The sequence below is a fragment of the Phragmitibacter flavus genome (assembly GCF_005780165.1).
Taxonomy (GTDB): Bacteria; Verrucomicrobiota; Verrucomicrobiia; order Verrucomicrobiales; family Verrucomicrobiaceae; genus Phragmitibacter; species Phragmitibacter flavus.
In genome coordinates, this window is record NZ_VAUV01000004.1 from 118,687 (window position 1) to 136,312 (window position 17,626).

Annotated in this window: 17 protein-coding genes; 7 read left to right on the top strand and 10 right to left on the bottom strand. The window is 57.1% G+C overall.

The features are described 5' to 3' along the window. Positions 1–32: 32 nt before the first annotated feature. The 4 genes from FEM03_RS05705 to infA form a co-directional block, all read right to left on the bottom strand. The gene (locus FEM03_RS05705) at positions 33–1,313 is read right to left on the bottom strand and encodes a hypothetical protein (protein ID WP_138085231.1); all 1,281 of its coding nucleotides are present in this window, start codon (positions 1,311–1,313) and stop codon (positions 33–35) included. Positions 1,314–1,398: 85 nt separating this feature from the next. Beyond that, positions 1,399–1,944 (bottom strand): ribonuclease H-like domain-containing protein, encoded by a 546-nt coding sequence (locus FEM03_RS05710; RefSeq protein ID WP_138085232.1) that lies wholly within the window; start codon positions 1,942–1,944, stop codon positions 1,399–1,401. A gap of 99 nt (positions 1,945–2,043) precedes the next feature. Then, on the bottom strand, positions 2,044–2,916 hold the full coding sequence (locus tag FEM03_RS05715; protein ID WP_138085233.1) for an RDD family protein: 873 nt from the start codon (positions 2,914–2,916) through the stop codon (positions 2,044–2,046). A 59-nt stretch (positions 2,917–2,975) separates the two neighbouring features. Continuing rightward, positions 2,976–3,197, bottom strand: a complete 222-nt coding sequence (infA, locus tag FEM03_RS05720; RefSeq protein ID WP_138085431.1) for a translation initiation factor IF-1 — start codon at positions 3,195–3,197, stop codon at positions 2,976–2,978. Positions 3,198–3,542: 345 nt separating this feature from the next. Between infA and FEM03_RS05725 the strand changes: the two genes are divergently transcribed. Next, positions 3,543–4,967: an ATP-binding protein gene (locus FEM03_RS05725; RefSeq protein ID WP_138085234.1), complete on the top strand. Its 1,425-nt coding sequence runs from the start codon at positions 3,543–3,545 to the stop codon at positions 4,965–4,967. A gap of 93 nt (positions 4,968–5,060) precedes the next feature. Further along, positions 5,061–6,344, top strand: coding sequence for a tetratricopeptide repeat protein (locus tag FEM03_RS25525; protein WP_166442683.1), 1,284 nt, complete (start codon positions 5,061–5,063; stop codon positions 6,342–6,344). Between the two features lie 127 nt (positions 6,345–6,471). On the opposite strand, the gene FEM03_RS05735 is transcribed toward FEM03_RS25525, so the two are convergent. Continuing rightward, positions 6,472–7,476, bottom strand: coding sequence for a D-alanine--D-alanine ligase (locus FEM03_RS05735; protein WP_138085432.1), 1,005 nt, complete (start codon positions 7,474–7,476; stop codon positions 6,472–6,474). Between the two features lie 54 nt (positions 7,477–7,530). After that, the gene (locus FEM03_RS05740; RefSeq protein ID WP_138085236.1) at positions 7,531–9,309 is read right to left on the bottom strand and encodes a phosphoenolpyruvate carboxykinase (GTP); all 1,779 of its coding nucleotides are present in this window, start codon (positions 9,307–9,309) and stop codon (positions 7,531–7,533) included. Positions 9,310–9,552: 243 nt separating this feature from the next. Between FEM03_RS05740 and FEM03_RS05745 the strand changes: the two genes are divergently transcribed. Continuing rightward, the gene (locus tag FEM03_RS05745; RefSeq protein ID WP_138085237.1) at positions 9,553–10,308 is read left to right on the top strand and encodes a sensor histidine kinase; all 756 of its coding nucleotides are present in this window, start codon (positions 9,553–9,555) and stop codon (positions 10,306–10,308) included. Between the two features lie 524 nt (positions 10,309–10,832). On the opposite strand, the gene ilvC is transcribed toward FEM03_RS05745, so the two are convergent. Further along, positions 10,833–11,861, bottom strand: coding sequence for a ketol-acid reductoisomerase (gene ilvC / locus FEM03_RS05750; protein WP_138085238.1), 1,029 nt, complete (start codon positions 11,859–11,861; stop codon positions 10,833–10,835). Between the two features lie 286 nt (positions 11,862–12,147). Next, a complete protein-coding gene (locus FEM03_RS05755) occupies positions 12,148–12,624 on the bottom strand; it encodes a sugar 3,4-ketoisomerase (RefSeq protein WP_166442651.1) in 477 nt (158 codons plus the stop codon). A 106-nt stretch (positions 12,625–12,730) separates the two neighbouring features. Here FEM03_RS05755 and bamJ point away from each other — a divergent pair, with 106 nt between their 5' ends. The 4 genes from bamJ (at position 12,731) to FEM03_RS05775 (ending at position 15,637) form a co-directional block, all read left to right on the top strand. Continuing rightward, a complete protein-coding gene (gene bamJ, locus FEM03_RS05760) occupies positions 12,731–13,504 on the top strand; it encodes a BamJ family beta-barrel-assembly machinery protein (protein ID WP_138085240.1) in 774 nt (257 codons plus the stop codon). Positions 13,505–13,600: 96 nt separating this feature from the next. Beyond that, positions 13,601–14,122 carry a hypothetical protein gene (locus FEM03_RS05765; RefSeq protein WP_138085241.1) on the top strand — a complete coding sequence of 174 codons (522 nt, stop codon included), beginning with the start codon at positions 13,601–13,603 and terminating at the stop codon, positions 14,120–14,122. Between the two features lie 29 nt (positions 14,123–14,151). Then, on the top strand, positions 14,152–15,090 hold the full coding sequence (locus FEM03_RS05770) for a hypothetical protein (RefSeq protein WP_138085242.1): 939 nt from the start codon (positions 14,152–14,154) through the stop codon (positions 15,088–15,090). Continuing rightward, positions 15,071–15,637 (top strand): pseudouridine synthase, encoded by a 567-nt coding sequence (locus FEM03_RS05775; protein WP_138085433.1) that lies wholly within the window; start codon positions 15,071–15,073, stop codon positions 15,635–15,637. Before FEM03_RS05770 ends, FEM03_RS05775 begins: the two co-directional genes overlap by 20 nt. 100 nt (positions 15,638–15,737) lie before the next feature. On the opposite strand, the gene FEM03_RS05780 is transcribed toward FEM03_RS05775, so the two are convergent. Next, positions 15,738–16,511, bottom strand: a complete 774-nt coding sequence (locus FEM03_RS05780) for an AraC family transcriptional regulator (RefSeq protein ID WP_166442652.1) — start codon at positions 16,509–16,511, stop codon at positions 15,738–15,740. Positions 16,512–16,714: 203 nt separating this feature from the next. Beyond that, positions 16,715–17,554 carry a PEP-CTERM sorting domain-containing protein gene (locus tag FEM03_RS05785; protein WP_138085244.1) on the bottom strand — a complete coding sequence of 280 codons (840 nt, stop codon included), beginning with the start codon at positions 17,552–17,554 and terminating at the stop codon, positions 16,715–16,717. Between the last annotated feature and the right edge of the window lie 72 nt (positions 17,555–17,626).

The following is a 17,626-nucleotide window of genomic DNA, read 5'->3' on the forward strand; positions in this document are numbered from 1 at the left end:
CCAAAAAAAGTCGAGTCCGAGCCTGACTCAAGTCACTTCCCCTCCAACGCCTTCAGTCGATACCACGCCGCTTCCACGGGGAAAAACTGCGAATAATAAAGCTTCGCATAGTCATAGTGGCCCAACACTTTCTGAATCGCACCCGCCTGCTGCTTCACCAAGTCCGCATCTGGACACATCGTCACGATCCACGCCGCATACGCTGGCTCGCGCACCCAGGTAAACTCCTGATGCCGGCGCGGAGAAAGTTTGCCCAGTTCCTTCACCTGCAAAATCGCCAGATCCACCGCCTCCTGCTCGCTGTGCTGCGGTTTCCACCACTGATTCAACACCCGCCAGTCCGCCAGGAAAGTCTTGTTCTCCTCCGGTTTGAACTCCGCATACAAAGGCAAACTCGCCGACGCCAGCTTCGCACTTGCCACCAACCCCTCCGCATAAGCCGATTTCAATGCCGGATCTTTCTCAAGCTCCCACAATCCACGCAAACAAATCACCCCCGAAGCACAGGTCCAGGAATGACGCTTTTCGTGCTCAAACAACATCCCAATCCGGCAAACTTCCAGTCGCGTTTTGCCACTCAACGGACTGAACTCCTGCAACGCCTTGCCATAATAATCCACCCACTTTTGGTCCCCGGTCAGCTCATGCATGACCTTCAGCACGAACAAAAACCGCGGCGAAAACTCCCAGCCAATTCCCGCAAACGTTCCGCGATACGGCGACGGAGCCCCTTCATTGCAGGGCATCCGCCAGTCACTCGCCTCCAACGCTTCCGCCACTTCCACCATCTTCGCCACGATCTCCTCGCGCTCCGACTCATCGGCCAATCCCGTCTCCAAATAACGCCACAAGCCAAAAAACCATGGAGCCGTCTGGTCATTCGAACCCATCGTGTAGGGCGTTTTCCCATCGGTTGCCACATTTCGCGCAATGAACCCCTTCGTCTTCCCCACCGAGGCCAGCAACATCAACCCACGCATCAACCGCTGCGCCTTCTCCTTGTCCTCCACCGACTGCGTCAGCCGCCACCGCTGGCAAATCGCATCCATGTAAGTCCCGTTGAACATCGCCCCGTTCTCCGTCGGCGTCCACCAAGCCAGCGCATTCGGCTTGCCCGCCACGCACTCCTCAGGTGTCGGACGCGGAAACTTCCCTTCCATGTCCGTGTAATCCCCCACCAGCCCATACTCATCCACAAACCGCGACCACATCTGTTGGTGAGCGCTCGCCATCTTCGCATCCACCTCCGCCCAAGCAACCCCACCCAACACCATCAGCAGCCATGCCACCCCAGCAACCTTTCGAATCATCATAAAAAAACAAACCGAAATTACACCGCATTTCTTTCGCCAATCCAGGAGCTAAGAACCAAGAACCAACAACCAAGAACAGGAAACCCTACAAACTCCACTCCACTGCCACCACCTGCTCCCGGTGATTCCGATCCAGATACCTCACCTCGCCATATTCCACCCCGTGCTCATACAGACACTTCGTCACCTTCACATCGTAACAGCAATATTCCGCAATCTCCGCCACCTTGCCCTGCTGCCACCAGCGAATCGCATCCAAACCGTCCGCCGTCTTCCCTGCGCCCAAAGTGGCACTCGCCAGCGCCTCCAGCTTCAACCGGTGACCAATCTTTTTCTCCACCTCCACAAGGATGTCCAGACTCCGCAACTGCTCCGCCAGATCAAACGGATAATACCCTGCCAGCACCGAGTAATCAAAACTCACATGGTTGAACCCCACCACCAGATCCGCCCGCAGCAACTGGTCGATCAATTCCTTCACCGTCTGCTCCGTAAAAATGTGATACTGCCCCGTTTTGGTGCTGAACGTGCAACCCACCGACACCCCCATTTGATGTTTGTTCTGCCATCCGCCCACATCATTCGCAGTGCGCTGCGTCTCCAAATCAAAATACACAATGTCTCGTGGCATCCCGCTCTCTAAAACAGGACCACTTCCCATTCAAGCCCCACCGCCGCTTCTCTTATTTATCCCTTATCCTTTATCCTTTATCCTTTATCCTTTATCCTTTCAGAGTCCCCCCTGCGCCTTCATCGCTTCGACGAGCTCAGGTCGCAGAATGAAACCCATCGCCGTCAGCACCGCCAGCCCCAACACCATCGCTCCCAACAACACCAGACGCCACCGCTGCGGAGGTTCACTCGTGACGGCTGTCCCGCAATCCACATCCCACGAGGTCTGACCACGGCGCAACAACTGCACCCGCGACCACGACATCACCAGCAACGAAACCAGCGGCAGCCAAAGCCCCACCCCTTTCACATAAACCTGCACCGAACGCACCAGCGCCTGTTGAAAAGTCAACCTTCCCCCGGTCACCGAAACCACTTCCAGACGCAACAACGCCCGCCCCGGGGTCTTGCCAAATCGCGCCAGGCACCACGCCTCCACCGGCACATAACAAAGGATCAGCAGCGACTCGATCGGAATGTAATGCTGCGACGCCCACATCATCCACTGCACTGATGACACCGGCAGAATCGCCGCCAGGATAAAGACCACCACACCGGTGAACCACATGTAATCCACCATCCGCGCCCAAAACCGCAACCATGGCCTCGGCTTCTGCATTTCCACAAAATCAGAATCCAAGCCATCGATCTCCATGGGAGCCGATTTGACCGCTTTGGGTTCGGCGCGTTCCAGGCTTTTGGCTCTGGCAAGCCTCCCCTTCTCCGCTCTCGTCGGCGTATCCTCCTCCCCCTTCGCCACCTTCCAGTAACCCTCAAATTCCTCCACATCACCAACCCGACGCCATGCATCAAATCCCTGACGCCAGATCATCATGTCGGGCGTCACCGATCCATCCCGAATACGGTCGATGATCGTAAACTGCGAATGTGGCCCGCCAGGCTCCCCCGCGATGTTTAAATGGTATTGCATTTCTTTGGCCGCGCCCGGGAATTTATCACAAAACCCCGGCCTTTCGGCAAACCGACCTGTTAGAGTCGGTAAACAATACGAGCTTTTTCCGTGTCGTATTGCGACATCTCAAGCTTCACCTGATCACCAATCACCAGACGAATGAACCGTTTGCGCATTTTACCGGAGATATGCGCCAGCACCTCGTGCCCGTTGCGCAACTTCACCCGAAACATCGTTCCCGCCAAAACCGCCGAAACCACGCCATCCAGCTCAACCGCCTGCTCTTTGTCTTCCGGCACATCGCTGACAATTCCTGATCCACCCGGAGGACGGGCACCGCCACGAGGACCTCCACGCGGACCACCTCCACGACGACCACCACCTTGCGGGCGGCCTCTTCCACGATTCTGATCCAAATGGCCCGGGCCAGATGGGGTTTGGTTGGGTCTGGAAAAACGATCTTGGTCAGGAGTCATAAGGCAGGGCAGTCCCATTTTAGGACGACACGAACGTCAAAATGTCCCCAAAAGCGCAAGAAACAAGGGGAAACTTGCATTATTCCCCCTTCCGGCGTTTCAATAACCCCCATTGCTGCACCCAATTCGGGTGTCACAGATCGCCGATTTTCTCCAAACCATCATCGCATGTCCCCGAACCTCAAGTCCCTCCATCTCGCCCTCCAGCACTCTCCGGACAACGTCCCCCTGCTGCTGCACTTCGCCAACTCGTGTCTCGACGAATTTCTCGTCCCCGAAGCACGCGAAACCTTTCTCAAGGTCACCAACCTCCAACCCGGCCACACCGACGCCCGCCTCGGCCTCGCCCAGGTCGTCCACCTCGAAGGCAAAACCTCCGAAGCCATTGTCCGCCTCGACCAGCTCGTCGAAGAACAACCCCACTCCGCCACCGCCCACCTTGCCCTCAGCCGCCTTCTTGCCGGAGAAAACGAAATCGACCGCGCCCGCATCCTCTACCAGCGCGCCCTCGAACTCAATCCCGCCCTCACCGACAGCTCCCTGGAAAAACAGCTCGCCGAATCGCCGCCCTCGTCTTCATCCCATTCCAATTCCCAGCGCCGCAAAGCCGGCCTCACCTCCGACGGCGACTACTTCCAGGCCGACGACGAAAGCGATGACAACCCCGACTCCGATGACGAAGACTCCCGTCCACGCGGCGGCACCGCCTTCGACCTCGGCCTCGCCGACTTCGAAAAACCCAAACTCAGCTTCGCCGACGTCGGCGGCATGGACGAAGTCAAAGACGCCATCCGGATGAAAATCATCCACCCCCTCCAGCACGCCGACCTCTTCCGCGCCTACAACAAAAAAGTTGGCGGCGGCGTCCTTCTCTACGGCCCTCCCGGTTGCGGCAAAACTCTCCTTAGCAAAGCCACCGCCGGCGAAATCAAGGCCAACTTCATCGCCCTCGGCCTCCACCAAATCCTCGACATGTGGATCGGCAATTCCGAGAAAAACATGCACGAAGTCTTCGAACTCGCCCGCCAGCACGCCCCCTGCATCCTGTTCTTTGACGAAGTCGACGCCCTCGCTGCCGATCGACGCGATCTCCGCCAAAGCGCCGGACGCAACCTCATCAACCAGTTCCTCAGCGAAATGGACGGTGCTCAATCCGACAACGACGGCGTCCTCATCCTCGGTGCCACCAACGCCCCCTGGCACATCGACCCCGCTTTTCGCCGTCCCGGCCGGTTCGACCGCACCCTCTTCGTTCCCCCACCTGATCAGCCCGCCCGCGCCGCCATCGCCGAAGTCATGGCCAAAAACAGACCCATCGGCGAACTCGACCCCATCGCCCTCGCAAAAAAAACCGAAGGTTTCAGCGGAGCCGACCTCAAAGCCGTCTTTGATCTCGCCACCGAAAGCGTCCTCGAAGAAGCCATGAAGAGCGGCAAAGTTGTCCCCCTCAACACCAAAGACCTCATCAAAGCGGCCGGACGTCACAAGCCCACCACCAAAGCCTGGTTCGACAGCGCCCGCAATTACGCCATGTATTCCAACCAAAGCGGCTATTACGACGACGTCCTCAAATACCTCGGCCTGCTGAAATAGTGGATGGCCAGCCCAAGAGGGACCGCGAAGTTTTACTTCGCCCCGAAACCCAAGCCATCTGCTCCAAAACGATCCATCATCCATCAACCACCCATGGAAACCACCACCTTCGATTCCGCCTACCAGCGCGCCCAGATGCTCTACGAACGCAGCCGCTGGTCCGAAGCCGCCGAGTGGTTCCAACGAGCCCTCGAAGCCGAACCCAACCACCCCCACTCCCACGCCATGCTCGCCATGTGCTGGATTCAGGATCCGACCACCCTCGACCGCGCCGTCGGTGCCGCCCAACGCGCCGTCGCCCTTGATCCCGAAGACTCCCACCTTTTTGCCATCCTCTCCATCGTGCAGATGGACAGCAGCAAACCCGGCCAATACCTCAAACGCAAGGAAGCCCTCGCCTCCGCCAAAACCGCCGTCCAGCTCGATCCCGATTCCGACTTCGCCCACGCCGCCCAGGCCCACGCTCATCTCCGACTCGACCAGCCCCGCGAAGCCGAAACCGCCGCCCGCACCGCCCTTTCCCTGAATCCCGACAACACCATGGCCACCCAGGCCCTCTCTGCAGCCCTTCTCCAGCTCGGTAAACGGGAGGACCACCGCCATCTGATTCAAAACCAGCTCACCGAAAATCCCGACGACGACCAGGCCCATGTCAGCGCCGGCTGGCAGGCCCTCGCCGATGGCCGACATCAGGACGCCAACAATCACTTTCGCGAAGCGCTCCGGCTCGATCCCATGAACGAAGTCGCCCGCTCCGGCCTCGTCGAAAGTTTCCGCGCCCGCTCTTTCATCTACCGTTGGTATGTTCAATACTGCCAGTGGATCGCCCGCATCAGCGGCGGTCGCACGACTGCCATCATGATCGGCGGTTTCATCGCCTACAAAATCCTCGGCACCACCCTCAAACAATTCTCTCCCGGCCTCGCCACCGCCCTCATGGTCCTCTGGCTGACCCTGGTGCTGTGGAGTTTCCTCGCCCGCGGCATCGGCTCTGCCCTCATGTTAAAAGACCGCTTTGCCCGCCTTGCCCTCCAACCCAAGGAAAAATGGGAAGGCATCTGCCTTGGCCTGCTCATTCTCCTCGCCCTCACCTTTGCTGGCCTCACCTTCGTTCCCAACGTGGTCGCCGAACCCATGCACGCCCTCGTGCTGTTCCTCGCTGCCGTGCCCGTTGCGAGCGCCTTCTCCAACGACCACCACATCGGCCGTTGGATCTACGCCGCCCTCGCCATCATCGCCGCCGGTTGTGCCCTCATCGCCACTCCCAGTGCCCTCGTCATGTTCCAAGACGCCCCCGGCGCCTCCCTCGCCGCCGTCGCCCTCCTGATCGGCGTCGCCACCACCTGGCTCACCAGCCTGCGCATCCTCTTCGCCTGAACGCGTTCCGTGAGCGCACGCCGTCCCGTGCGGCTTTCACCTGACTATCGCGAAGCGACACAACGGCTCACACTAGGGGGGAGCCAGCGATTAGCATGGCATGAATGACTCATGTGGTGCGCCCCGGCTATTTTGCCCTCTCAATCGCAAGCCGACAGATGCGTTCACAAAGTTCGGTAAAACTGATCCCCACCGCCGCCGCTGATTGCGGCAACAAACTGGTCGCCGTCATGCCTGGCAACGTGTTTGCCTCCAGACAGTAAAGCTGATCGTCGTCCGTCAGCCGGAAATCGACGCGGCTGTAACAATCCAGCTTCAGCGCCCGATGCGTCAGCACCCCTAGTCGTTGCACTTCCAAAGTTAGCTCAGCCGAAAGAGGTGCCGGAAAAATTTCCTCTGCGCCACCCGCCTGATATTTGCTCGCATAGTCAAAAATCTCCGCGTTCAAAGGCCGGATCTCGCCCACCGCCAGCGCCTGTCCATCAAGAATGCCAACCGTCAGTTCCCGACCCGCAATGAACCTCTCAATCATCACCTCATCATCGTATTTGTTGGCTTCAGCAATGGCCGACTCCAACAAGCCCGGCTCACGCACAATCGTCAGTCCCACCGTTGATCCTTGTTTGTTGGGTTTCACCACCACCGGAAAACCCAACGCATTCTCCACCTGTTCCGCGCTTGCCGGAGCCATCAGCCATTCCGCCGTTGGAACCCCGGCCGCACGCAGCAAATGCTTCGACATGTCCTTGTCCATCGCCACCGCACTCCCCCGGTGTCCGCTTCCGGTATAAGGAATCCCCAGCATCTTCAAAAACGCCTGCACGCTCCCATCCTCCCCCGAGCCTCCGTGCAACGCCAGCATCACCACATCCACCGCTGCCAGATCAGGAGCATTGGCAATGGCCAGGGCCTGATTCTGCATCGTCGCCAACGCCTTTTCATCAGGAGGCAGCGGATCCACCTTCGCCGCGATCAACGCCTCCACTTCTGGTGCGGACAAAAATCCACGCGCCGTATCAATGGCGAGCACCTCATGCCCCGCCACCCGCAGTGCCTGGATGATCTGTCCACCACTTGCCAGTGAGACATCCCGCTCCTCGCTGGTGCCACCAAATAGAACTGCCACTTTCATCATGGCCACCCCATCGCGGAGCCGCCATAAAATTCAAGCCCAAGCCTCAACTAATTAAAATCTCCCCGCCAGCAACTCGCGTTGATACACCAACTCCTTCGGCAAGTAGTCGTAGAGGTCCAGATACAACTCCTCCGTTTTTAGCAAATCCTGACGCAGTTCCTTGTGGTCCACCTTCATGAGCTCATCAAAATGCTCACGTGACATCTCCAAACCATCAAGATTGATCTCGCTAAACCGCGGCATCCATCCCAACTGGCTCTCATGACCACGCCCCTGTCCGCGACAGCGATTCACGATCCACTCCAGCACCCGCATGTTCTCGCCAAAACCCGGCCACAAGAACTTGCCTTCGCTGCTCTTGCGGAACCAGTTCACATGGAAAATTCTTGGTAACTCACGGATGCTGCGGCGCATGTGCAGCCAATGTTTAAAATAGTCGCCCATGTTGTAACCACAGAAGGGCAACACCGCCAGCGGACCACGACGCCCCTGCCCAATCGTGCCCGCCGCTGCCGCCGTCATCTCGCTGCCCATGTTCGCCCCGACGAACACCCCGTGCACCCAGTTGAAAGCCTGAAACACCAAGGGCATCGTGGTCGCCCTCCGACCGCCAAAAATCAGCGCATCAATCGGCACGCCCTCAGGATTCTCCCAATCTGGATCAATCGTCGGACACTGGCTTGCTGGAGCAGTAAAACGTGAATTCGCATGCGCCGCCTTGCGTCCGCAATCCGGCGTCCAATCCTGACCCGTCCAGTCGATCAAGTGAGCGGGCGGCTCATCGGTCATTCCCTCCCACCACACATCGCCATCATCTGTCAGCGCCACGTTGGTAAAGATCGCATTCTCCATCATTGAAGCCATCGCATTCGGATTGCTCTGCCACGAAGTCCCCGGTGCCACACCAAAATAGCCCGCTTCCGGATTGATCGCGTGCAGCTTGCCCGTCGACCCGGGCCGCAACCAGGCAATGTCATCGCCCACGGTCGTCACCTTCCAACCCACATAACTCGCGGGCGGCACCAGCATGGCAAAATTGGTTTTCCCACAAGCACTCGGAAACGCCGCCGCCACATAGGTCTTTTTGCCGTCCGGCGATTCCACCCCGCTGATCAACATGTGCTCCGCCATCCAGCCCTCATCGCGACCAATCGCACTCGCAATCCTCAACGCCAGGCACTTTTTGCCCAGCAACGCGTTGCCACCGTATCCGCTTCCATAACTCCAGATCGACCGCTCCTCCGGAAAATGAACAATGTATTTGGTCGTGCTGCAAGGCCATGAAACATCCGCTTCACCTTCCGCCAGCGGCTTGCCGACACTGTGCAGACACGGCACAAATGCCCCGTCTTCCCCCAGCTGCTCCAGCACCGCCGTCCCCATGCGGGTCATGATTTTCATGCTCACCACCACATACGGCGAATCGGTCAACTGCACCCCGATCACACTGAACGGCGAGCCCACCGGCCCCATGCTGAACGGCACCACATAAAGCGTGCGACCTTTCATGCATCCCGCAAACAACCCCTTCAAGAGCGTCTTCATCTGCTCCGGTTCCATCCAATGATTGGTCGGACCCGCATCCTGCTGACGCTTCGAACAGATGTAAGTCCGATCCTCCACCCGCGCCACATCCCCTTGATCGCTCAACGCCAGAAAGCTGTTCGGCCTTTTCTCTGGATTCAATCGTTTGAATGTGCCCGCCGCCACCAGTTCCTCGCATAGGCGCTCCCATTCGGCATCCGAACCATCGCACCAGTGAATCTGCTCCGCTCCCACATGCGCGGCCGTTTCATCAATCCATTGTTTCAAAAGGGGGTGATTCGTCATAAAATTGAAGTGTCCTGAATGGTGAAAACTTCCTCTTCCGACTCACGGGTTGGACCAGCAGTTTTCGATGTTCTACGATGCAGCCCACTTGGTCAGTTCGCCAGCGATATACCTGTAAACTTCGCGATTTAATCCCCCTTTCCAAACAGGCCAACTACCACAAGATCCGCCCAACTTTTCGCAATCTCGCCCCCGCTAGACTTTTTATTGGATATTTAATGATTATGGAATATCAATATTCACATGATTTCTGCGGAACTCCCCGTTTCCAACCCCCTGTCTTTTGTCTACCCGACGCATCTGAATTTGGGAGAACAGACCTCCGAAGGTTTTCATCAGGAATTGCTGCGTGGTCTTACCCACAAGCTCAACAACATGCTCGCCATCATCCAAGGATTCAGCAGCCTGATCCTGATGAACAAGGCGCTCGACGAATCCGGCCTCGAGAACATGCAGCACATCAAGGAGGCATCGCTCAACATCTCCGCGCTCAGCGAACGCATTCGTGCCGCCGGTGGTTGTGCCAAGGTCAGTCTGCAATCCCTTCAGGTCGAAGACTATTTTAATGTCATTCAAGCCTCGTTTCGCGAACCCTTCCTGAAAAACGACGTCGAATTCGATCTCGAAATCGCCAGCCACCTTCCCTCCATCAAGGTCGATCCCACCAAGTTGAAGGATCTGCTTTTGGAGATCCTCAAAAACGCCGCCGAAGCCGCCAGCAAGGGCGGAGGTCGTGCCCTCATGCAAGTCACCGGACCCGGCGTCGCCAGTCCTGCCACCGACAACCGCGTCGACATCCTCATCACCAACACCGGCTCCCAAATTGCCGCCAACAAGTTGGAAGAAATTTTTAAACCCTTCAGTGGCACCAAAAACAGCCATCATCTCGGCCTTGGCCTTACCATCGCCGCCATGCTCGCCCATCAGATGGACATCCGTCTCGGCGTCAACTCCCAAGACCACACCACCACCTTCTGGGTCAGCGTGCCAGTGGCGTGAGTTGAAGGACAAACTGGCGGTGCCCGTTGGTGGGAGACCTGCAAAACGCAAGCGTAACGCTGTCTACGCTGCTGCTGTATCTGAACAGCCGCATGAGTCAAGCATAGCGGCAAGCATGTCCTAACCCAAGGACGCAATAGCCGTGGACTGCGGAGGCTTGCCGCCGCTGTGGGGAGCGCAGCTCGCTGCGCTGAGGCGGGATTTGCGGCGCCGATGGGGCGAAGGAGGACACTGCGGCTTGCACCTGTAGCTGACAAAAACCGGCAGGCCGGTTCGGGAACAGCGGCGACAAGCCTCCGCAGTCCATGGCGCTACGCGCGAAAAACGGCTTATCAAGACGATCTCTGAGCTTTGAGATGCAGGAGGAGTTAACAGCAGTGAAAGTGGCACGACGATGGGCTGCAACAAGCAACAAGCGCTCGATCAGGAATTGCCGATCATACAAAAAACGCGAACCCATAACAGGATTCGCGTTCTTCAACAGACCGCATGAAGCGGCCTCGATTAATTAACAAGGATCAATCTCACTCGTAGCTGGCTTGGGAGCCGCCGAGTTCGCGTTTTTTGACCCAGCTCATCAGGCTGCGAAGGCGGCCACCAACTTCTTCGATCGGGTGGTTTTTGCTTTCTTCACGGAGACGGTTGAAGTTGGGCTGGCCAGCGTTGTATTCGTCCGTCCACTCCTTGGCGAATTCGCCTGTCTGAATGCGCACGAGGGCGGCTTTCATGTTGGCTTTGACGTGGTCATCAATGATTTTCGGTCCAACAGAAACGTCGCCATATTCAGCGGTTTCGGAGATGGAGAAACGCATGCCGGCGATGCCGGATTCGAACATGAGGTCAACGATGAGCTTCAGTTCGTGCAAGCACTCAAAGTAAGCCATTTCTGGCTGGTAACCGGCTTCAACCAAGGTCTCGAAACCTGCTTTGACGAGGGCGGTGGTGCCGCCGCAAAGAACGACCTGCTCACCGAACAAGTCGGTTTCGGTTTCTTCCTTGAAGGTGGTTTCAAACACGCCGCCGCGGGTGCCGCCGATGCCTTTGGCCCAGGCGAGCGCGACGTCTTTGGCTTTGCCGGATTTGTCCTGATAAATGGCGATCAAGGTAGGAACGCCTTTGCCTTCGGTGTATTGACGACGGACCAGGTGACCAGGGCCTTTGGGAGCGACCATGATAATGTCGACTTCCGTGGGAGGAACGATGGTTTTGAAATGGATGGCGAAACCGTGGCTGAACAAAAGGGTTTTGCCTTCGACGAGGTTCGGAGCGATGTCGGCGTTGTAGACTTTCGGGATGACGGTGTCAGGAACGGCGACCATGATCACGTCGGCAGCTTTGACGGCTTCGGCGGTGTCGAGAACTTTAAAGCCGCGCTCTTCGGCGACTTTGCGGGACTTGGACTCAGGGTAAAGGCCGATGATGACGTTGACTCCGCTTTCCTTAAGGTTGAGGGCGTGGGCGTGGCCTTGGGAACCGAAGCCGATGACGGCGCAGGTCTTGCCTTGCAAAGGAGCGAGGCTGGCGTCGTTTTCCGTGTAGATTGTAGCTGCCATGGTAAGTGTTTGGTTTAGAAGGGTGCGAAGCTTGCCGCATGGGGGGCCGGACGTCAAACGGAAAGCCGGGGGTTTGCAAAGCAGCAATTTGTGGGGGGCGGTTGATTGCCGTTTATGTCCTGAAGGGACATCTCATAAAAGCCCGGCACCAGGTTCCGGGTCAGATGGGAAGAGGCACCGCGTCCTGTCAGGACGCTTCATGGACAAGTCGGTTTCGTCGGCCCTTGAGACGCCCATTCAGGACGCAACTTCATCCGTATGCCGAAACCCGGCACCATGTGTCGGGCTATGATGAGGCGTCCCGCCTGGACGCGAATTCGGCCATAAATTGTCCATGGTCGCGAATGTAATCTTCGTCCTTGAAGGCACAGGACGACAGGATCAAACAAACGGCCCCTGCGGAAAAATCGCTCAAGTGATGCCAGTGCATGGGTCCAAAGAGAAGGCCCTGATGCGGATTGCCCAGCGGAATACTCGCCTTCTGACCCAACCCGTTGTCGATATGCACGGTAAATTCACCGCTGAGGGCGATGATGATCTGCTCCTGCGCCCGATGGGCATGATGCCCACGGGTGGCCCCGGGGGCAACGTCGAGAATGTAATAAACTCGCTTAATCTTGAAGGGAAGCGGCTCAAGGTGTTCAATGAACGTCATGCTGCCGCGCGAGTCCCGCGCATGGGGCAGGTCGATTAAATTCCAACCACCGGGATCGGGTCGGGAGTCGGATTCGCTGTTGGCTTGGTCTGGAGTTGGGACATTCATCGGCTGGATTCCCCCAAATATCAGCCTCTCCGCCGGGTTGGGCATCGATTTCTTCCTTTTTTCTTCTTTGACGCGCCCTCCCTGCCGTGTGTAGGCTGTCTGCCCTATGAAATTCCGTTTCCTGTTCCCCCTTGTCGCCATTGCATTCTCGCCCGCATTGAAGGCGCAGGAAGCTGCCGCACCGGCCCAACCTGCTGAGGCCGCTCCGGCTCCGGCTCCTCCAGCTGAATTGACGCCTGAGTTGCTGGACAAAGTCAGCTACTTCTATGGCACCCGCATCGCCGGCGAGTTTGTCCAAAACCAACTTCCTGTGAACCTGGAAGCGTTCACCGCTGGCTTGAAGGACACCCTCGACAAAAAGGAGCCCAAGTTTCAGGAAAAAGACATCGAAGAGTTCATGACGCAATTTTCGCAGATCATGATGGCCAAGCAGGAAGCCGCTGCCAAAGAAGCCGGCGGCAAAAACACCGCTGAAGGCGAAAAATTCCTCACAGAAAACGGCAAGCGCGAGGGCGTGAAAACGACCGCCAGCGGTTTGCAATATGAAGTGGTCAAAGAAGGCGACGGCGCAGTGCCCAAGGCCGAAGACACCGTGAGCGTTCACTACCACGGAACTTTGATCAATGGCACCGTTTTCGACAGCTCGATCGGCAATGACCCTGCCACCTTCCCGGTCGGCGGCGTGATCCCAGGCTGGACCGAAGCGCTGCAACTGATGAAAGTCGGCAGCAAATACAAGTTGTTCATCCCTTCCGCCCTTGCTTATGGCGACAAGGCCGTGAGCCCTGAAATCGGACCCAACACCACCTTGATCTTTGAAGTGGAGTTGTTGAAAATCGACGACAAAAACGCGGCTCCTGCTCCTGCTCCAGCGAACTAAGCCTTTACGGCTCTGACATCAACGTTTGATGACTGCGGGTGGGGCTCTGGCTCCATCCGTTGTTGTTTAGCTAACCTCACCTCATTTCATCTGACCATGGCCAACCTTTTCCGCTGGCTGGCCAACGTGCCGTTCAAGCTGCATTGGTTTTTTGTATTGTTTCTGGCGTTCGTGCTGCCTTGGGCAACGCGCAAAACGCCCAATCCGGGAGAGTGGTTTCCGTTTTCCAACTTCCCGATGTATTCGAACTTCGCGGAGACGGCCTATTACGTGTTCATCTCGGATTTGGATGACAATCCGCTGCCGATGGCGGGTCTTTTTGCGGTTCCTTCAGGAGTCAAAAAAGCCTACGATCAAAAGCTGAAGGAGCGCGTGGAAGAACTAAAAGACGAAGCGAAATCGCGCGGGGAAAGATACCGCAAACGCATCGTTCAAATGGACGGGGAAGAGTGCCGGCCCGCCGGGGACGCGACTTTGCAGCAGTTGCTTGATTCACGTCGCGACAAGGGGCCGCTGGCGGGATATGCGGGTTTCCGACTGTATCAAGTGGACATCACGCTTGACGATGAAGGCCAGATTGTAAAAAGAACCAAACTGGTTGGGGAGGTGCGCCAATGACGGGAGCCAAACTCAAATCGCAAACCTTCGTGCAACGGGCGTGGCATTTTCTGTTCGCCCATGAGCCGATGCGGCATGCGTGGTGGGAGATGGTGCTGATGCGTTTTGGCGTCGCGATGGTGACCTGGTCATCCATGAAGTTCTTGCCGTCGCCTCTGCATTCCCAGCCGGTGCCCCATGGGTTGGCGGCATGGGGGGTGGATTTCACCTGGCTGAGCGATCCAGAGCTGTGCGCGTGGTTCGTGCCTTTTTGCGGGGTGAGTTTGCTGTTGTATATCGTGGGTGTCTGGCCAGTGCTGACACTGATCGCCCCATTGCTGGCCATCGTTGGTCAGGGCGTGTTGAGCAACTCTCAGGGTGCGATTCATCACACCAGTCAGGTCATTGCGGTCGCGCTTCTCGCAGGCTGGCTGGCCGGGGTGTGGTCGGTGGTAGCAAGGCGGTCTAACAAGCCCTTGCCAGGTGCATTCAACCCGCAGCAATTGGGCCTGGACTGGATGCGACAGATCCTGATCGCGGGTTATGTGGTTTCAGCCTTGATGAAGCTCATCGACAGCGGTGGCGACTGGCTGGGCAACACGCCGTATTTCGGCCTGCAGATTGAGAAATCGACTGGCATGGCTTTTCACGCCAATCTCGAACCACCGGAAAATGCCGCCTGGCTGGCCCAATATTTTATTGATCACCCGCTGATGGCGAAGATCACCATTGGTTTTGGTCTTCCTCTGGAACTGTTCGCCTTTCTGGCACTGTTGAACCGCCGCATGGCGTTGTTTTTTGGACTGGCCTTGTATGCTTTCCACACCATCATCACAGAGGTCATGCACCTGGGTTTTGCCTACAATCGGATGCTGCTGCTGTTTTTGTTCATCAATCCGGTTTGGTGGTTGGTGGAATTCGCACGCGCGATTCTTCGCCGATTTTCCCGTCCCCGCAAGTTCGATGCCGATGCTGCTGGCGTTCCATAAACCGTTTGGCGTGCTGTCGCAGTTCAGCAAGGAACATCCCTCGCACCGCACCCTCGCGGAGTTCGGATTTCCAAAGAACGTGTATCCGATCGGCAGGCTGGATGCGGATTCGGAGGGGTTGCTGCTGCTGAGCGATGAGGCAAGTTGGAACGACCGGTTGTTGCATCCGCGTCATGCGCACGAACGGACCTACCACGCGCAGGTTGAAAAGGTGATGACCGAGGAGGCTCTGGCGAGTTTGCGCAAGGGGGTGAAGTTGCCGGATTTCCAAACGCTGCCCTGCAAGGCAGAATTGCTGGCGGAGCAGCCTGCCCACGGACCACGAATTCCGCCGATTCGGGAACGCAAATCGATTCCGACCAGTTGGGTCGCGCTGACTTTGATCGAAGGAAAGAACCGTCAGGTCAGGCGGATGACGGCAGCCGTCGGATTTCCCACCTTGCGATTGATCCGCGTATCGATCGGTGGACTGAAATTGGAGGCGCTTCGGCTTGGCCCGGGAGAATGGAAGGAGCTTGGGAAGCCAGAGCTGGATAGAATTTTCTGATATCCGGCAGACAAAAACAAGGCGAATCTTTTTGCGATCCCCGTCCCGTTGGGACGGATGTTAACTTCTCTTTGGGCTTCGGCTCGTTTTTGAATCGCTCTCACCCCGTCTTGTGCCGAAACCCGGTGGGCGTCTCCCCGTGCTCGCGCACGAACGCCCTCGTGAATGCACTGAAACTGGTATACCCCACCGCCAACGACACTTCGCTCACCCCCAATCGCGTGGAGTGCAACAACGCAGCCGCCCGTTCCATTCGCTTGCGGCGAAGATACTGAGGCATGCTGCAACCGACCTCAGCAGAAAAGAACCGGCTCAATTGAAACGCATTGCAGCCCAACTCCTCCGCCAAAATTTCCAGCCCGGGAGGATTCTCCAAATCCCGCTCCAATAGAAACGTAGCCCGCTGCACCAATTCCCGGGCCGATCTTTCTCGATCCATCGATCCATTGCCTTCGTTTCCCATCTTCTGCTCGCCAAGGCAATAAAAGGACAACGCCGCCAGTTCCATCACCTTGGCCCGATACCACACCGGCAAAGAAACCAGATGGGATGGCGGTTGCGTCAGTTGCTGGGCCAACGACAGCACATCCTGCCCCACCTCAAATGGCCCCAACATCTGGCCATCGGCAGCCTCCAACAATCCCTCCACCTCCGTCCGCAAGGGCATCCCGCCACCCATTATTTTGATCGCCTCCTGGGTGACCTCCAAAATCAATAACCGATGCCCTCCGCTGGCCAACCAGACCGGTCGCGCCGCCCCGTTTAGCATCAACGCCTGCTCTGCTCCCAGGATCTTTTCGTCGTCAGCAATAATCCCTCCAAGCTTCGTCGCTCCAGCCAGGCTCAAAGCAAACACCGCAGCCGATCTGCTCAAATCAACATCAAGTCGCTGGTCCCGCCTACACCGCCCACGCCAGATCGACAAACAATAACCATCGTCTGCAAGGTCGCCCGCCATGCGATGCAAAGATAAAGAAGAATGTGACGGCGGGTGCATTCTTGCGATTGAGTCGCATGTGCATACCGATGTCAACAGGAATGCCTTCTTTTCCTCCGCTGAATTCTCCTCAAGCCAATCTAGCGCTTGCGCCAAAAGGCCACCCCTATTCCCGCAAGCATCAGCAACATCGCTCTCGATGGCTCGGGAATCACCGTCGTCGTCACCTCTATGCTGCCCATGCTAAACGACTTGAAACCGGTGAGCGGAGCGACCGCACCGGCATTCTGCACCGCCAGCAGCAAAGCCGAATTTCCCACGTTGGCCGTCCCAGTTCCCCACTCAGCCGCTGTGCCCAAGGACCAGGCTCCCTCGCCTTCATACAAAATTCCGCTGTCCGAATACAAAATCAGTTCCCAGGAATCAAAATCCACCACCAAATCAAAACCGGTGATTGCCGAAGCCAGCCCGCTCAAATTCACCGCTGAAGAATTTGGATCGGCCGAAGGCGCATTCAACTTCGTTCCCAGTCTTGCCCCAAGTCCGTTGTTGTTGATTTCCAACGCAAAACCGTCATTCGCTCCAAAAAACGATCCGTTTTCTGAAACCAGGCCCAGGCGAAACCTGCCCGCCGTCGCCGGCTCATAACTCCCCGTTCCAAACAGGTCAAATTCGCGCACCGAAATCTGCACGGTGGAAGTGAATGGATTCAACCCGGACGTGGTGTTGATCCGCAAATTGTTGGAAGTAGACGCCGTGCTGTTTTGAGTTCCTACCGTCAAAATTCCACCTGCCTCTGAAGCATTGGTCGCCGAATCCAATGACCAGTTTCCAACGGTCGAAAAATCTGGTGTGCTAATCGTCCCGTTGTTAAACCCATCCTGCAAAACCACCGCCCCGTTTGCGCCCCAAGCCACCATCACAACACAGGCACCAATCAAAGTTCCCAAGCGGAACCCCATGCAAAAACGACGCTTCATGATCAACTAATACGTTATCCAGCAACTCGGTGCATGCATAAATCGTTGATATTGAGGCAAAATCTCTCACCG

What these genes read in the sequence shown, in the direction of transcription:
- FEM03_RS05745 (WP_138085237.1), top strand. Translation starts at nt 9,553, where the DNA reads ATGATTTCTGCGGAACTCCCCGTTTCCAACCCCCTGTCTTTTGTCTAC.
- bamJ (WP_138085240.1), top strand. Translation starts at nt 12,731, where the DNA reads ATGAAATTCCGTTTCCTGTTCCCCCTTGTCGCCATTGCATTCTCGCCC.
- FEM03_RS05755 (WP_166442651.1), bottom strand. Translation starts at nt 12,624, where the DNA reads ATGAATGTCCCAACTCCAGACCAAGCCAACAGCGAATCCGACTCCCGA.
- FEM03_RS05740 (WP_138085236.1), bottom strand. Translation starts at nt 9,309, where the DNA reads ATGACGAATCACCCCCTTTTGAAACAATGGATTGATGAAACGGCCGCG.
- FEM03_RS25525 (WP_166442683.1), top strand. Translation starts at nt 5,061, where the DNA reads ATGGAAACCACCACCTTCGATTCCGCCTACCAGCGCGCCCAGATGCTC.
- FEM03_RS05705 (WP_138085231.1), bottom strand. Translation starts at nt 1,313, where the DNA reads ATGATGATTCGAAAGGTTGCTGGGGTGGCATGGCTGCTGATGGTGTTG.
- FEM03_RS05775 (WP_138085433.1), top strand. Translation starts at nt 15,071, where the DNA reads ATGCTGCTGGCGTTCCATAAACCGTTTGGCGTGCTGTCGCAGTTCAGC.
- FEM03_RS05710 (WP_138085232.1), bottom strand. Translation starts at nt 1,944, where the DNA reads ATGCCACGAGACATTGTGTATTTTGATTTGGAGACGCAGCGCACTGCG.
- FEM03_RS05735 (WP_138085432.1), bottom strand. Translation starts at nt 7,476, where the DNA reads ATGAAAGTGGCAGTTCTATTTGGTGGCACCAGCGAGGAGCGGGATGTC.
- ilvC (WP_138085238.1), bottom strand. Translation starts at nt 11,861, where the DNA reads ATGGCAGCTACAATCTACACGGAAAACGACGCCAGCCTCGCTCCTTTG.
- FEM03_RS05765 (WP_138085241.1), top strand. Translation starts at nt 13,601, where the DNA reads ATGGCCAACCTTTTCCGCTGGCTGGCCAACGTGCCGTTCAAGCTGCAT.
- FEM03_RS05725 (WP_138085234.1), top strand. Translation starts at nt 3,543, where the DNA reads ATGTCCCCGAACCTCAAGTCCCTCCATCTCGCCCTCCAGCACTCTCCG.
- FEM03_RS05715 (WP_138085233.1), bottom strand. Translation starts at nt 2,916, where the DNA reads ATGCAATACCATTTAAACATCGCGGGGGAGCCTGGCGGGCCACATTCG.
- FEM03_RS05785 (WP_138085244.1), bottom strand. Translation starts at nt 17,554, where the DNA reads ATGAAGCGTCGTTTTTGCATGGGGTTCCGCTTGGGAACTTTGATTGGT.